At 67.8% G+C, this 13,590-nt stretch carries 16 protein-coding genes; 6 read left to right on the top strand and 10 right to left on the bottom strand.

Features of this window, described 5'->3' with window-relative positions:
- From H7290_RS18215 to H7290_RS18200, 4 genes are all read right to left on the bottom strand, one after another.
- Positions 1 to 359 (bottom strand): glycosyltransferase (locus H7290_RS18215; protein ID WP_290515435.1); only part of this gene is annotated, 359 nt, incomplete at its 3' end.
- A gap of 180 nt (positions 360 to 539) precedes the next feature.
- Complete coding sequence (locus tag H7290_RS18210) at positions 540 to 2,147, bottom strand: phosphatidylserine/phosphatidylglycerophosphate/cardiolipin synthase family protein (protein ID WP_290515434.1); 1,608 nt, start codon at positions 2,145 to 2,147, stop codon at positions 540 to 542.
- Between the two features lie 98 nt (positions 2,148 to 2,245).
- A complete protein-coding gene (gene katG / locus H7290_RS18205; RefSeq protein ID WP_290515433.1) occupies positions 2,246 to 4,483 on the bottom strand; it encodes a catalase/peroxidase HPI in 2,238 nt (745 codons plus the stop codon).
- A 25-nt stretch (positions 4,484 to 4,508) separates the two neighbouring features.
- Complete coding sequence (locus H7290_RS18200; RefSeq protein ID WP_290515432.1) at positions 4,509 to 4,970, bottom strand: Fur family transcriptional regulator; 462 nt, start codon at positions 4,968 to 4,970, stop codon at positions 4,509 to 4,511.
- 143 nt (positions 4,971 to 5,113) lie between these two features.
- Here H7290_RS18200 and H7290_RS18195 point away from each other — a divergent pair, with 143 nt between their 5' ends.
- The 5 genes from H7290_RS18195 to H7290_RS18175 all read left to right on the top strand — a co-directional run bounded on the left by H7290_RS18195 (position 5,114) and on the right by H7290_RS18175 (position 8,501).
- Entirely contained in the window at positions 5,114 to 5,653 is a 540-nt protein-coding gene (locus tag H7290_RS18195) for a hypothetical protein (RefSeq protein ID WP_290515431.1), read from the top strand.
- 75 nt (positions 5,654 to 5,728) lie between these two features.
- Positions 5,729 to 6,376, top strand: coding sequence for a hypothetical protein (locus H7290_RS18190; RefSeq protein WP_290515430.1), 648 nt, complete (start codon positions 5,729 to 5,731; stop codon positions 6,374 to 6,376).
- A 74-nt stretch (positions 6,377 to 6,450) separates the two neighbouring features.
- Positions 6,451 to 7,158 (top strand): histidine phosphatase family protein, encoded by a 708-nt coding sequence (locus H7290_RS18185; RefSeq protein WP_290515429.1) that lies wholly within the window; start codon positions 6,451 to 6,453, stop codon positions 7,156 to 7,158.
- Positions 7,159 to 7,167: 9 nt separating this feature from the next.
- Positions 7,168 to 7,725 carry a DUF3090 domain-containing protein gene (locus H7290_RS18180; RefSeq protein ID WP_290515428.1) on the top strand — a complete coding sequence of 186 codons (558 nt, stop codon included), beginning with the start codon at positions 7,168 to 7,170 and terminating at the stop codon, positions 7,723 to 7,725.
- On the top strand, positions 7,722 to 8,501 hold the full coding sequence (locus tag H7290_RS18175; RefSeq protein WP_290515427.1) for an SCO1664 family protein: 780 nt from the start codon (positions 7,722 to 7,724) through the stop codon (positions 8,499 to 8,501). Before H7290_RS18180 ends, H7290_RS18175 begins: the two co-directional genes overlap by 4 nt.
- A 59-nt stretch (positions 8,502 to 8,560) precedes the next feature.
- On the opposite strand, the gene paaE is transcribed toward H7290_RS18175, so the two are convergent.
- The 5 genes from paaE to paaA are packed head-to-tail and all read right to left on the bottom strand — an operon-like array spanning position 8,561 to position 12,373.
- A complete protein-coding gene (paaE, locus tag H7290_RS18170; protein ID WP_290515426.1) occupies positions 8,561 to 9,640 on the bottom strand; it encodes a 1,2-phenylacetyl-CoA epoxidase subunit PaaE in 1,080 nt (359 codons plus the stop codon).
- A gap of 1 nt (position 9,641) precedes the next feature.
- Positions 9,642 to 10,160: a 1,2-phenylacetyl-CoA epoxidase subunit PaaD gene (gene paaD, locus H7290_RS18165; protein WP_290515425.1), complete on the bottom strand. Its 519-nt coding sequence runs from the start codon at positions 10,158 to 10,160 to the stop codon at positions 9,642 to 9,644.
- A 5-nt stretch (positions 10,161 to 10,165) separates the two neighbouring features.
- Positions 10,166 to 11,107, bottom strand: coding sequence for a 1,2-phenylacetyl-CoA epoxidase subunit PaaC (gene paaC, locus H7290_RS18160; RefSeq protein ID WP_290515424.1), 942 nt, complete (start codon positions 11,105 to 11,107; stop codon positions 10,166 to 10,168).
- A 10-nt stretch (positions 11,108 to 11,117) separates the two neighbouring features.
- The gene (paaB, locus tag H7290_RS18155; protein WP_290515423.1) at positions 11,118 to 11,423 is read right to left on the bottom strand and encodes a 1,2-phenylacetyl-CoA epoxidase subunit PaaB; all 306 of its coding nucleotides are present in this window, start codon (positions 11,421 to 11,423) and stop codon (positions 11,118 to 11,120) included.
- Positions 11,420 to 12,373, bottom strand: coding sequence for a 1,2-phenylacetyl-CoA epoxidase subunit PaaA (paaA, locus tag H7290_RS18150; protein ID WP_290515422.1), 954 nt, complete (start codon positions 12,371 to 12,373; stop codon positions 11,420 to 11,422). The genes paaB and paaA overlap by 4 nt, the downstream gene beginning before the upstream one ends.
- Before the next feature lie 214 nt (positions 12,374 to 12,587).
- Here paaA and H7290_RS18145 point away from each other — a divergent pair, with 214 nt between their 5' ends.
- Positions 12,588 to 12,905, top strand: a complete 318-nt coding sequence (locus tag H7290_RS18145; RefSeq protein WP_290515421.1) for an EthD family reductase — start codon at positions 12,588 to 12,590, stop codon at positions 12,903 to 12,905.
- A gap of 74 nt (positions 12,906 to 12,979) precedes the next feature.
- Here H7290_RS18145 and H7290_RS18140 read toward each other — a convergent pair whose 3' ends face one another.
- Complete coding sequence (locus H7290_RS18140) at positions 12,980 to 13,327, bottom strand: hypothetical protein (RefSeq protein ID WP_290515420.1); 348 nt, start codon at positions 13,325 to 13,327, stop codon at positions 12,980 to 12,982.
- Between the last annotated feature and the right edge of the window lie 263 nt (positions 13,328 to 13,590).

The raw sequence follows: 13,590 nt of genomic DNA, 5'->3' as shown, positions 1-13,590 counted from the left end.
CCCGTCGCCTCGGCCATCGCGATCGGGATGTGGTGGAGGCTGTTGTTGTGGATCACGTCGAAGCGTGACCGGCCGCGCCGCGCCAGGTCGAGCATCAGGCTCAGGTAGGCGTGGTGCTCCTGCATCCACTCATCGGCGGTCGAGCCGAGGTCGGTGCGGCCCTCCCTGCTGGTGAACGCCGTCGGCACCGTCAGCTCGCACACGTTGAACCGGGCGTCGGAGCCGGGCGCCGCGAACACCTGCACGTCGTGGCCGCGCGCGATGAGCGCGCCCGCCAACGATGCCGTGTGTGCCTCCAGCCCACCGTGGAACGGCTCGGCGACCGGAGATCGGCTCGACGCGATGAGGCAGACGCGCATCAGCTGGCCAGCCCGTGGAGGGGTCGTCCGCACAAGGGACGCAGGTGACAGATCTTCACGAAATCTCCGAGGTAGCACGACATCCTGGCTCCTGCTCAACCAGGCCTCAATCATGTCATCGCCGCCGCTGCTGACCGCAACATCGAGATTGCGTCGATACAGCAAGGCCCATCGCCAGGCTCAGAACTCGTTGGTCCCTCGCAGCTTGCGCGGACGGCCGTCGGGATCGTGCAGCAACAGGTACGGCACCGTGGCCATGGCTCGCTTGAACGGGCTGAGCTCCGGCGGCTGCATCCGCCGCAGTCGGCCATCGGGTCGGAGCCCTTCACGGCCGCCGGCGTGCCAGGCATCCAGGCGCTCAGCACTCTCGACGTAGGCCGTGAACATTCCGGCGGTGTCACGGAGGTCGACGCTGTCCTCGAGGACATCGGTCCGGTCGAGGTGCTCGGCTGCCAGGGCAAGTCGGAGCCGGCGAGCGTAGGTCGGCCCCGACTCGTCGTCGGTCAGGTCGACCACGACGGCCGAGAGCTCGGAGTCGTGTGTCCAGGAGCGGCGGTTGAAGTTGTCCGAGCCCACCGTCGCCCAGACATCATCGATGATGCAGGTCTTGGCATGGACGTAGACGGGTGTTCCGGCGTGGTTCTCGATGCCGAAGATCGCCACCCGGTCGGGTGCCGCACTGATCATCTCCCGCATCGCACGTCGCCGACCCAGCAGCTGTGCCGTCCGGGAGCTTCCTTCCAGGTCTGGGTGCATCGGCACGACGGCGATGACGTGCAGGTCCTGGTGCTGACGCAACGCCTCGGTGAAGACGTCACCGACGTGCGTGCCCCAGAGGTACTGGTCCTCGATGTAGACGAGCCGACGCGCCTTCCCCAAGGCTTTCGAATAGCCGCGCGCGACGCTGCGCTCACCACCGGGGGCGAACTCGTAGTCGCGGTTGGCGCGAAGGTCCGGATAGGTGCGCAAGAGCTGCACGGCGTGCGTGCCACCCGACACCTCCGGCGGAGGCGGGGCCTGCTCGGGGAGCGGGTCGGGGCTGCGGTCCATCCGGTGCACCATGTCCGACAGGACATTGAGTGGGCTTCGGCTCAGCGGCGTCGGGTCTTCCCACCGCTCGCGAAAGACCGTCTCCACGTCGTGGACGGCGGGGCCGCTGATGGCTGCCTGGACGTCGTGCCACGGCGGGGTCGGGCCGTACTCCTGCGCCATGCTCAGCGGTTGTGGGTCGCCATGGTGGTCGGCGTCGTCGCGCCGGGAGTGGCACAGGTCGATGCCCCCGACGTAAGCAATGTCGCGCGACGGGTCGTCGCGGTGACGGATCACCAGCATCTTCTGGTGGTGGGAGCCGCCCATCCGAACGCGCATGTCGAGCAGCGCCTCGGCACCTCGGTCCTGCAGCTCCTTGCCCAGCCTCCGGTTCTCCCCCGCCGTGAAGCCGAAGCCCTCCCAGTGCGACCGCCAGACCAGGCCACGGACGTCGACACCGCGCTCGTCAGCCCGACCGAGCACCTCGACGACTTCGGAGCCGGGCTCGCCCGTGAGCTGCTCGTCGGCGTCGCCCTGCCAGTCCGTGAAGAAGACCAGGTCCCCCTCGCGGGTCGCCTCGATGCGCTCGAACAGCTCGGCAAAGTACGTCGCACCGTGGATCAGCGGACGGACGTCGTTGCCCGTCGACCACCCGAGCCCGGGATGGGCGTCATCGATCCGGGTAAACGCGTTGTTGCGCTCATCGGACGTCAACAGCCAGCTCGTCGGGTCGTCCCCATCGGCTCCCATGGTGACCATGGTGACCACCCTGCCCTATCCAGCCCTCTTGCGTAGCGTCATCGCTGTCGAGGCCGTTGACCCTCGAGGTTGATGACGCTACGCAGCGGGCACTGGGGTCAGGCGATGTCGAACCGGTCGAGGTCCATGACCTTCTCCCACGCGGCCACGAAGTCCCGCACGAACTTGCGCTGTGCGTCGTCGCTCGCGTACACCTCCGTGAGCGCGCGCAGCTCGGAGTTCGAGCCGAAGACGAGGTCGACACGGCTGCCGGTCCACTTCACCTCACCCGTGGCGAGATCGCGGCCCTCGAAGACGTCAGCATCTTCGGACGTCGCGTTCCACGCCGTGCCCATGTCGGTCAGGTTGACGAAGAAATCGTTCGTCAGCGACCCGGGTGTCGTGGTGAGGACGCCGTGCGAGGTTCCGTCGACGTTCGCGTTCAGGACGCGGAGTCCGCCCACGAGAACTGTCATCTCCGGAGCGCTCAACGTCAGCAGGTTCGCCCGATCGATCAGCAGGTACTCCGCCGGGAGCTGGTGACCCTTGGCGAGGTAGTTGCGGAAACCGTCGGCGGTCGGCTCGAGCGCGGCGAACGACTCCACGTCGGTCTGGTCCTGCGACGCGTCGGTGCGTCCCGGCGAGAAGTGGACCTCGATGTCGTGACCGGCAGTTCTGGCGGCCTGCTCGACGGCCGCGCATCCGCCGAGGACGATCAGGTCAGCGATTGAGACCTGCTTGCCTCCGGTCTGCGAGTTGTTGAAGTCCTGGCGGACCCCCTCGAGGGTCCGCAGCACCACTGCCAGCTCGTCGGGGTTGTTGACCTCCCAGCCGTTCTGCGGCTCGAGACGGATACGTGCACCATTGGCCCCGCCGCGCTTGTCGCTGCCGCGGAACGTCGATGCCGACGCCCAGGCGGTCGAGACCAGCTGCGAGACGGACAGGCCTGAGGCGAGGACCTCACGCTTGAGGACGGCGACATCGTCGGCGTCGATGATCTCGTGCGTGACCGCGGGGACCGGGTCCTGCCACAGCAACGTCTCCTGCGGAACGAGCGGCCCGAGGTAGCGCTGGATCGGGCCCATGTCACGGTGCGTCAGCTTGAACCACGCGCGGGCGAAGGCGTCGGCAAGCTCCTCCGGGTGCTCGAGGAAACGACGCGAGATCTGCTCGTAGACCGGGTCGACCCGCAGCGCGACGTCCGACGTCAACATCGTCGGCGGCCGCGAGAGCGAGCCGTCCTCGGGATCGGGCACGGTGTTGGCTCCGGCGCCGTCCTTCGGCTGCCACTGGTTGGCACCGGCCGGGCTCTTCATCAGCTCCCACTCGAAGCCGAACAGGGTCTCGAAGTAGCTGTTGTCCCATGTGGTCGGCGTGGCGGTCCAGGTGACCTCGAGCCCGCTGGTGATCGCATCCCTGCCCTTGCCACTGCCGAACGAGTTCTTCCAACCGAGGCCTTGCTCCTCCAGGGGCGCGCCTTCGGGCTCGGCACCCACGAACTGGTCGGGGTCTGCCGCACCGTGGGTCTTGCCGAACGTGTGGCCACCGGCGATGAGGGCGACGGTCTCCTCGTCGTTCATCGCCATGCGGAGGAAGGTCTCGCGAATGTCGCGTGCGGAGCCGAGCGGGTCCGGGGTGCCGTTGGGGCCCTCGGGGTTGACGTAGATGAGGCCCATCTGCACAGCGGCCAGCGGATTCTCGAGCTCGCGGTCGCCGGTGTACCGGTCGTCGCCGAGCCACGTGCTCTCGGGGCCCCAGTAGACGTCCTCGTCGGGCTCCCACACATCTGCGCGACCGCCGGCGAAGCCAAAGGTCGTGAAGCCCATCGTCTCGAGGGCGCGGTTACCCGTGAGGATCATCAGGTCGGCCCACGAGATCGCGCTGCCGTACTTCTTCTTGACCGGCCAGAGCAGGCGGCGCGCCTTGACGAGGTTGCCGTTGTCGGGCCAGCTGTTGAGGGGAGCGAAGCGCTGCATTCCGGCGCCAGCGCCGCCGCGGCCGTCACTGATGCGGTAGGTGCCCGCGCTGTGCCATGCCATGCGGATGAAGAACGGCCCGTAGTGCCCGAAGTCGGCCGGCCACCAGTCTTGTGACGTGGTCATGACCTCATCGATGTCCTTGCTCAGCGCATCGAGGTTGACGGTGCTGAACGCCTCGGCGTAGTCGAACTCCTCACCCATCGGATTGGCGACGGCGGGGTGCTTGCGAAGGATCTTGAGGTTCAGCTGGTTGGGCCACCACTCCTGGTTGCCCGAGCCCTCGGTCGGGTGCTTGTGGCGACCGGCCGAGACCGGACACTGGCTCTCGCTCTCCTCCGAGTTCATGTCGCCGACGACTGCATCGTGGTTCTCGGTCATAAGGTTCCTTTCGGATGAGACGGATTCAGCTGATGTGGATTGACGCGGAGCGTGTTGACGAGATGTGCTCCGTGGAACAGCTGGAGCAGGTGCCCCAGTAGATGACCTCGGCCTCGTCGATCGAGTATCCGTGGGCACCGGACGCGGTCAGGCACGGTGGGGTCCCGATGGCGCAGTCGACGTCGGCGATGTCGCCGCACGACCGACACACGACGTGGTGGTGGTTGTCGCCGACCCTCGACTCATAACGGGCAACAGAGCCCGACGGCTGGATGCACCGCAGCAGGCCAGCGGCCGTCAGCGAACGCAGCACGTCGTAGACAGCCTGGTGGGACACGTCGCCGATGTCTGCACGCACGACGCCGATGATGGAGGCCGTGTCGGCATGCGGATGCTCACGGACGGCGGTCATGACCGCCACGCGCGGGCGGGTGACACGAAGAGCCGCGGCGCGCAGGAGGCGCTCAACATCAGGCAACTCGGACATACGCCAAGAGTGGCCCACTTTCTTGAATGAGTCAAGAATTGGCCTTGAATGAGTCAAGAATCGGCGAGGTCACGGGCCGTGACCGAGGGCCACGTCACACTCGCCGGCAGGTGTAAGCCGCCTTCAAGGGGGCACCTTCGGGCATGACCAATGACCAGACAGACAAGGCAGGCGAGGCCCGCGAGGGACTCTTCGACAGCATCGCGGGCAAGGCCAAGGAAGTGGCTGGCGCCGTGAGTGGCAAGGACGACCTGGTGGAGGAGGGACAGCTCCAGCAGGCCGAATCACGCAACCGCAAGGCAGCCCTCGCCGACGAGGCCGTCGCCGACGCGAAGCGTGACGCCGCTGCACAGGAGCTTCGCGAGACCAACGAGGAGGTCGCCCAGCGCAAGGACGCCGCTGAAGCCCAGTCCCGACGCGAGGAGTCGGCCGTCGAGCGTCAGCGCGAGGCCGAACACGCGGCCGCCGGCCGCGACGCGAAGCAGCAGGAGGCCGAAGGCAGCAAGGCGGCCGAGAAGGAGGCCGACGAGCTGGCCGAGTCCCGCGTGCGTGACGCCGGGGCTCTCGCGGCTGATGCCACGTCGACTGAGCAGCGGGCCGCCGCCGAGGCGCTTCGTCTCGAACGCGAGGCCGCGGCTGCTGACCAGCAGGCCGCGCAGCTGCGCGACGAGACCAAGAACTAGAACACGCCAACGAAGCTAGAACCCGCCAACGAAGAGCCCGACCAAGATTCACTCAGACAAGACTCGAGGACCACCATGATCAGCACTCTCATCGCCGCCCCCTACACACTCGCCCGTCTCCCCCTGCTCATCGTCGACAGGAGGCTGTCCGACAAGCTGCCGGAGACGTCTGCCCCGCGCGTGACCCTCGACCGGGTCATCGGCTCGGCAGACAAGGTCGCTGGTGCCCTGCTGGGCAACCCGGGCATCGCCCGACGCGGCGCCGACCGCATCGAGCGCACCGACAAGCTGGTGGCAGCGGCCAAGCTCGAGCACGAGGCCGCGGCTCGCCGGGAGCAGGCCCGCCAGACGGCTGCCTCCGGTCGCGAGACTGCGGCTCAGAAGCGCGAAGCCGCTGCCGACCGTGCCGCTTCGGGTCGTGCCGAGGCCGACGCCCCCGAGGCGCGCCGCAAGCAGCAGGCCAAGGCCAAGGCCTCCCAGGCGGCCGCGACCAAGAAGGCAGCCGCCGACAAGCGTGCCGCGAGCAGAGCCGCCACGGTCAAGAAGCGCAAGCAGAATGTCGAGTCCGCCGCCAACGCCAAGAAGAAGGCAGCACAGCGCGAGGCGAAGACCGAGCTCGATGACGCCAAGAAGAGCAAGCAGTCCGCCGCCGAGGCCCGCGCCGACGCCAAGCAGCTCAGCGACCTCGCCGAGGCTAAGAAGCAGGAGCGCAAGCAGGATTGAGTGCGCGATGGTGCGCGACCGGAGGCAGGCTGCCTCCGGTCGCGCACCGCGGCCACCTGTCTAGGCTTGTGGACATGGCCACAGTCATCCTTGTTCGGCATGGCCGAACCACCGCCAACGCCAGCGGTGTCCTGGCCGGTCGGACCGCCGGCGTCAAGCTCGACGAGATCGGGCGTGGCCAGGCGGCCCGCACGGGTGAGCGCCTCGGCGTCGTGCCCCTCGTCGGGGTGGTATCGAGCCCCCTCGAGCGGTGCCGGCAGACGTCGCGGGCGATCCTCGACCATCAGACCGGCTCCCCCTCGACCCCCATCGAGAAGGGCATCACCGAGTGCGACTATGGCGATTGGCAGGGCCGCGCACTCGGCGACCTGGCCAAGGAAGCGCTGTGGTCCGTGGTGCAGACGCAGCCATCAGCCGCCGTGTTCCCCGGCGGGGAGTCGCTGGCGGCCATGCAGGCACGGTCGGTCGCGGCGATCCGACGGCACGACGCGGCGTTCGAGGCAGAGCACGGGCCAGGTGCGGTGTGGGTGGCAGTGAGTCACGGCGACATCATCAAATCGATCCTGGCCGACGCGCTGGGCATGCATCTCGACCTGTTCCAGCGCATCAACGTCAATCCCGCGTCGGCCTCGATCGTGCGGTACTCGGCCACCCGGCCTGATGTCGTGGCCACGAACACCGACGCAGGAGACCTCTCCTGGCTCCACACGAATGCCGCCTCGGGCGACGCGCAGGTCGGGGGCGGAGCGGGTCCGGAGGCGAAGGCTTCGGCTGGCTCCTAAAATGGTGACATGACACCCATCGTCCACGGATTCGACTGGCCCGATCGGTTCGTGGTCGGCACCGTCGGCCAGCCCGGATCCCGCACATTCTTCATGCAGGCCCGCGCCGGATCCCAGCTGGTGAGCATCGCACTCGAGAAGGAGCAGTCGGCTGCGCTCGCCGAGCGCATCGACGAGGTCCTCGACGAGCTGATGGCCGACGAGGGCAATCCGCACAGCATCCCCTCCATCACGCCGGAGGGACTCGTCGACAACGATCCGCTGGACCTGCCCGTCGACGAGCAGTTCCGTGCTGGCGCGATGAGCCTGGGCTGGGATCCGTCAACCGCACAGATCGTGATCGAGGCCTTCCCTCTGACTCTGTCTGAGGACGACGCCGAGGCGCTCGACCTTGTCGAGATTGAGCCTGAGGAGGTCCTGCTGGTCCGCATCCCGGTCGGCACCGCTCGCGCGTTCGCCAAGCGCACCCGCGAGATGGTGGGGGCAGGCCGGCCCCTCTGTCCGCTCTGCCGTGTCCCCATGGACGCAGACGACCACATCTGCGAGCTGCCCGAAGGGTTCCGGTGACGTCAGCGAGATCAGAGGTCGATCTCGTGGGCGACGACCTCGAGCTCACGGGCCGGATCATGCCAGCGTCGAACGCGACCTTCGTCGGCCAGATCGGTGACGTGGCGGTCGTCTACAAGCCCGTCGCCGGCGAGCAGCCGCTGTGGGACTTTCCGGACGGCAACCTCGCTCGACGGGAACGGGCGGCCTACGTGCTGTCGGAGACTCTCGGGTGGAACGTCGTGCCCCACACCTGGCTGCGCGACGGACCAATGGGCATCGGGATGGTGCAGCTGTGGCAGGAGACCGATCCCGAGCAGGACGCTGTCGACCTGGTCGCCGCGAACGACATGCCCGACGAGGGGTGGTGCCATGTCATCGACGGTCGCGACGGGTACGACCGTCCGGTGTCGCTCATCCACGAGGACTCACCCGGGCTGCGACGGATGGCCGTGTTCGACATCATCGTCAACAACGCCGACCGCAAGGGTGGCCACGTCCTCGAGATGGCCGACGGTCACCGCCACGGAATCGACCACGGACTCACGTTCCACGGTGAGCACAAGCTGCGCACCGTCCTGTGGGGATGGGTGGGACAGGACCTCCATCCCGACGAGCTGGAGGGGGTCGAACGGGTACGCGATGCCCTCGCCGAAGACCTGGGCGACACGCTCACCGCGTTGCTCAGCGACGCCGAGATCGCGGCATTGGCCGCGCGCTGCGACCTGCTGCTGCGCAAGGCCCGTTTCCCCGCTCCCCGAGGTGGGATGCCCGCGGTTCCCTGGCCGCCGTTCTGACGATGCCATCAGGCTCAGCCTCTGGGACGTCCTAGACATGCGGCCCACGAAGGGGCAGCTCAGGCATCGAAGTCGACGGTCACCGCATCGCTGACGGGGAACGACTGGCAGGTCAGGACGAATCCCTGCTCAACCTCGGTCTTCTCCAGCGCATAGTTGCGCCGCATGTCGACCTTGCCGTCGCACACCTTGGCGCGGCACGTGCCGCACACCCCGCCCTTGCAGGCGAACGGAAGGTCGGTGCGGGTGGCTTGTGCGCCGTCGAGGATGCTGAGCTCGCGAGGCATCGCCGCCGTGGTGGTGCGGCCGTCGATCACGATCGTCACGTCGCTGGTGTCGCCTGACACGACGGCGTCGGGACGGTGCATCTCCGGGGGCGGCTCATCGACGTAGAACAGCTCGAAGTGGACACGGTCGTCATCGACCCCCAGCTCGGCGAGAACGGCGCGGGCGTCGGTGATCATCCCGAACGGACCGCAGAGCCAGACGTGGTCGACGGCGGCGACCGGGACAAGCAGGGTCAGCAACCGGCGGAGGCGATCGGCCTCGAGACGGCCGGAGAACAGCTCGACATCTCGGGGCTCGCGGGACAGGACGTGCACGAGCTCGAAGCGTGCGCCATGACGGTTCTTGAGGTCGGCGAGCTCTTCGGCGAACATCACCGACCGGCTGGTGCGGTTGCCGTAGAGCAGCGTCACCTCGGCCGCCGGATGGCTCAACATCGTCGACGCGATCGAGAGCATCGGCGTGATGCCTGATCCTGCTGCGATGCACAGGTGACGACCGCCGTCGGCCGGGTCGGCACGGAACCTGCCGGTCGGCGTCTGCACATCGACGCGGTCACCGGGTCGAACCCTCCGGACCAGCCAGGAGGAGAACATCCCGTCGGGGATCTCCCGGACCCCCACCCGCGGTCGCTGGCCCGTGGCGGCGCAGATCGAGTACGACCGGCGATGCTCCTGACCGTCGATCATCCGGCGCAGCGTGAGCGACTGCCCCGCGCCGAAGTCGAACGCCTCACGTAGGTCGTCGGGGACATCGAACGTGATGGCCGCCGAGTCGTCGGTGAGGTGCTCGACCGACGCCACCGTGAGGGTGTGGAACGCGGCGCGTGTCACTGCCGACGCCACCGATGTCATCTCAGATCTCCTTCACGTGCTCGAACGGTTCGAGGCAAGACGCGCAGCGATAGAGGGCCTTGCACGCGGTGGGGCCGAACTCCGACGTGACCTCGACGTCAGAGGACCTGCACCGCGGGCACGTCAGGTTGCGCCGGGTGGGCGTCAGCGACAGGACGACCGCACCCTCGTGACGGGGGGCCGGGCCCGGCGCCGACAGCCCGTGGTCGGCCATCGCCTGCCGGCCCCGCGGCGTGATCCAGTCGCTCGACCACGCGGGGTGCAGGCTCACCCGCACCTGGACGTCGGTGAAGCCGTGATCATGGAGGCGGTGCACGAGGTCGTCGCGCATCGCGGCCATGGCCGGGCAGCCCGAGTAGGTCGGGGTGATCGTCACGACGACGGTCCCGTCGTGGAGGGCGACGTCGCGCAGCACTCCGAGGTCGTCCAGCGTCAGCATCGGCATCTCCGGATCGGTGACGGATGCCGCCACTTCGCGCGCCCGTTCGCTCCCCAGAGACGGCACGAGACGCGAGGCCACGCGTGTCACCAGGCGCCCGACGGGTGTGCGCGGGCCACGACCTGCATCTCGGCCAGCATCCTGCTGAAGGCCTCGGTGTGCAGGCCGTCACGACCGGTCTCGCCGCGCACACCGGCCAGCGGCGCGACGTCCGGTCGGTCGATGCCGCTCAGGGAGAAGATCTGCTCGAGCAGCCCGTCGACCTCGTCGGCCACGTCTGAGGGCAGCACCCCGACGGATGCCTCCGCGACGGCTTGATCGACCTCGTGGTCGGTGAACAGCCCGTCGTGCAGGGGCCAGGTCGCATCGAGCCCGGCGACGAGTCGCCGACGTGACTCGTCGGTGCCCTGCGCCAGCGTCAGGAACCAACGAGCCGCATAGTCGCGGTGGTAGGTCATCTCCTTGACGCCCTTGATCGCGACGGCTGACAGCACGGTGTCGCGGCTGGCGGCGAGGCGTTGGAGGAGCGCGAGACGCCACGTCGAGAACAGCACGAGGCGCGCGATGGTCTGCCCGAAGTCGCCGTTCTCGGCCTCGACGAGGCGGACGTTGCGAAACTCGCGATCGCCGCGGAAGAACGCGAGGGCGTCCTCCGGCGGGACCGGCGACCTGTCAGGCATCATCGGCACGACCAAGGCGTCGGCAGCCGCCGCGCGAGCCAGCAGCAGCCGCGACTGCCCGAGCAGGTCCAGAGCGATGTTGGCCAGCGCGATGTCCTCCTCGAGGTCGGGGGCGTTGCTGCACCACTGGGCCAACCGGTGCGACATCACGAGCGAGTCGTCGGCAAGCATCAGGCAGTACATCGCCAGATCGTGGTGGTCGACGCCATCAGGCACGGTCGTGTCGACGCCGGCGAGCGGATCCTCGAAGTCAGTGCCGAAGGCCCACTGCGAGTCGTCCCCGCCGAGCAGGCCGTCGTAGACGGACTCATGATCGACGTGTCCGTCGGGGTGGGGCGCGGGGGCCATGGTCAGCGCCTCACATGTGGGGAACGTTGTCGGGGATGTCGTAGAACGTCGGGTGGCGGTAGACCTTGTCGCCGCTCGGCGCGAAGAGCGAGTCCTTCTCGTCGGGGCTCGACGCGGTGATCGCGTTCGAGCGCACGACCCAGATGCTCACACCCTCGTTGCGGCGGGTGTAGACGTCGCGCGCGTGCCGCACCGCCATCTCCTCGTCAGCTGCGTGAAGCGACCCGACATGGACGTGGTTGAGTCCGCGCTTGCCGCGTACGAACACCTCATAGAGAGGCCACTCGGCCTGGATCTCGTCGACGGTGCCGCTCATGTCGCAGCCTCCGTGTTGCGCTGCGCGAACGCCATGGCCGCCTCGCGTACCCAGGCACCGTCCTCGTGCGCTCGGCGCCGGTGGGCGATGCGCTGGGTGTTGCACGGGCCGTTGCCGCTGATGACCGCCCTGAACTCGTCCCAGTCCGGCGCGCTGAAGTCGTACGACTGTCGCGCCTCGTTCCAGCGCAGGTCCGGGTCGGGCAGCGTCACGCCCAGGACCTCGGCCTGCGGCACCGTCATGTCGACCATGCGCTGACGCAGGTCGTCGTTGGTGTTGCGCTTGATGCCCCACGCCATCGACTGGGCGGTGTTGGGCGAGTCGTCGTCCGGTGGGCCGAACATCATCAGTGCCGGCCACCAGAAGCGGTCGACCGACTCCTGCACCATCGTTCGCTGCTCGTCGGTGCCGCGCATCATCGTCGCCAGCAGCTCGAATCCCTGTCGCTGGTGGAAGGACTCCTCCTTGCACACCCGGATCATCGCCCGCCCGTACGGACCGTAGGACGTGCGGCACAGCGGAACCTGGTTGCAGATCGCGGCGCCGTCGACGAGCCAGCCGATCGTGCCGACATCCGCATACGACAGGGCCGGGTAGTTGAAGATCGAGGAGTACTTCTGCCTGCCGTTGATGAGCATCTCGGTCAGCTCCTGACGAGACACCCCGAGGGTCTCGCACGCGGAGTAGAGGTAGAGGCCGTGTCCGGCCTCGTCCTGCACCTTGGCCAGCAGGATTGCCTTGCGTCGAAGGGACGGTGCCCGGGAGATCCAGCCGCCCTCGGGCTGCATGCCGATGATCTCTGAGTGCGCGTGCTGCGCGATCTGCCGGATGACGGTCTTGCGATACGCCTCGGGCATCCAGTCACGGGGCTCGATGCGGTCGGCCTGGCCGATCGTGCGCTCGAACGAGTCCAGCAGCGGCTGCTCGTCGATCTGGTGCGACACCGTCATGGCACCTCCAGGGCTGGGTCCGGTCGACACTGTGTCTCAACACCTGCGTCGTCTCACACCTGCGTCCGCACGATTTACTGACCGAACGGTCTGTAATAGTGTGACACGCGCCATCCGCTCGGCGCAACGAAAGATCGTGGCACTCGGCGCCACCAACGTGCGGTTCCTGTCATCGGTCAAAGCCGACGAACCATTCGACATCTGAGGAGAGCACATGCACCGCATCACGATCCTGTACGGCGCCCCGGCCGACCCCGAGGCATTCGAGAGGCACTACACCGAGGTCCACGTCCCGCTTGCATCAACGCTTCCGGGCCTGCGCCGCTTCACCCGTTCGCATCCGCTTGGGATGGGCAGCGCGGCTCCGGCTCCCTACTTCTTCTTCGTCGCAGAGCTGTGGTTCGACGACGAAGACGCCCTCAAGTCGGCCCTCAAGTCACCCGAGATGGCCGAGACAGCCGCCGACGCACAGACATTCGATGTCGCGTCGATGACGATGTTCACGGGCGAGGTCGTCGAGTCTGTGTTCTGACGGCTTCCTCGACTGACCGGGAGTCCAGGAGAACCCCCGCAGCCGGTGTGCCGCAGCAGTCGTAGCGGCGCGTGTCAGGAGCGCGTGATCTTGCTCCTGGTCTCCAACAGGGCTTCGCGGACGTCGGTGTAGGCGCTCTGGAGCCCGGCCCGAAGGGTCTCGCCCGCGGAAGAAGCGGTCGACGAGGCGTCCTCCACCTCAACACGAGTGCGGGCCCACGCGCTGCGAAGCTTCTCGGACATCTGGGTGAGGCGGTCGCTTCCGTCGGCCGCGGCCAGGTGCACCTGGAGCTCGAGGTTGTCTATCCGGCCCTGCCACTGCTCAAGGCGAGCCTCCTTCAGCTGACTGTTCAGGTCCACCTGGGTGGCCTGGAGGGTGTGTAGGTGCTTTTCAAGGGCAACGATGCGCTCATCAGTAGACATGATTCGAGTCTGTGCCGGAGGCGTCGGCCAAGACAGGGAAGCAGGTCCCTCCTGGGAACGACCAACGCCCCGCCCGACAGGGCCCATGGACCCGGGCTCAGACGAAACCCTCGCGACGGGGAGGTGGTCGGTTGCGAGGCCATCGAGACCGGGCCGGCGTCACCCCCGCGCTGGGAGTGGCGCTCTGGTGGTTCGGCACGGTGTGGCGCATCAAGAGCGTCACGCCCAGCGCGGACGGGTGAACCGACTCACGTCACGGAGAT

This window comes from Aeromicrobium sp. (genome assembly GCF_014378035.1).
Classification (GTDB): domain Bacteria; phylum Actinomycetota; class Actinomycetes; order Propionibacteriales; family Nocardioidaceae; genus Aeromicrobium.
This window is presented reverse-complemented; position numbering and strand designations above follow the sequence as displayed.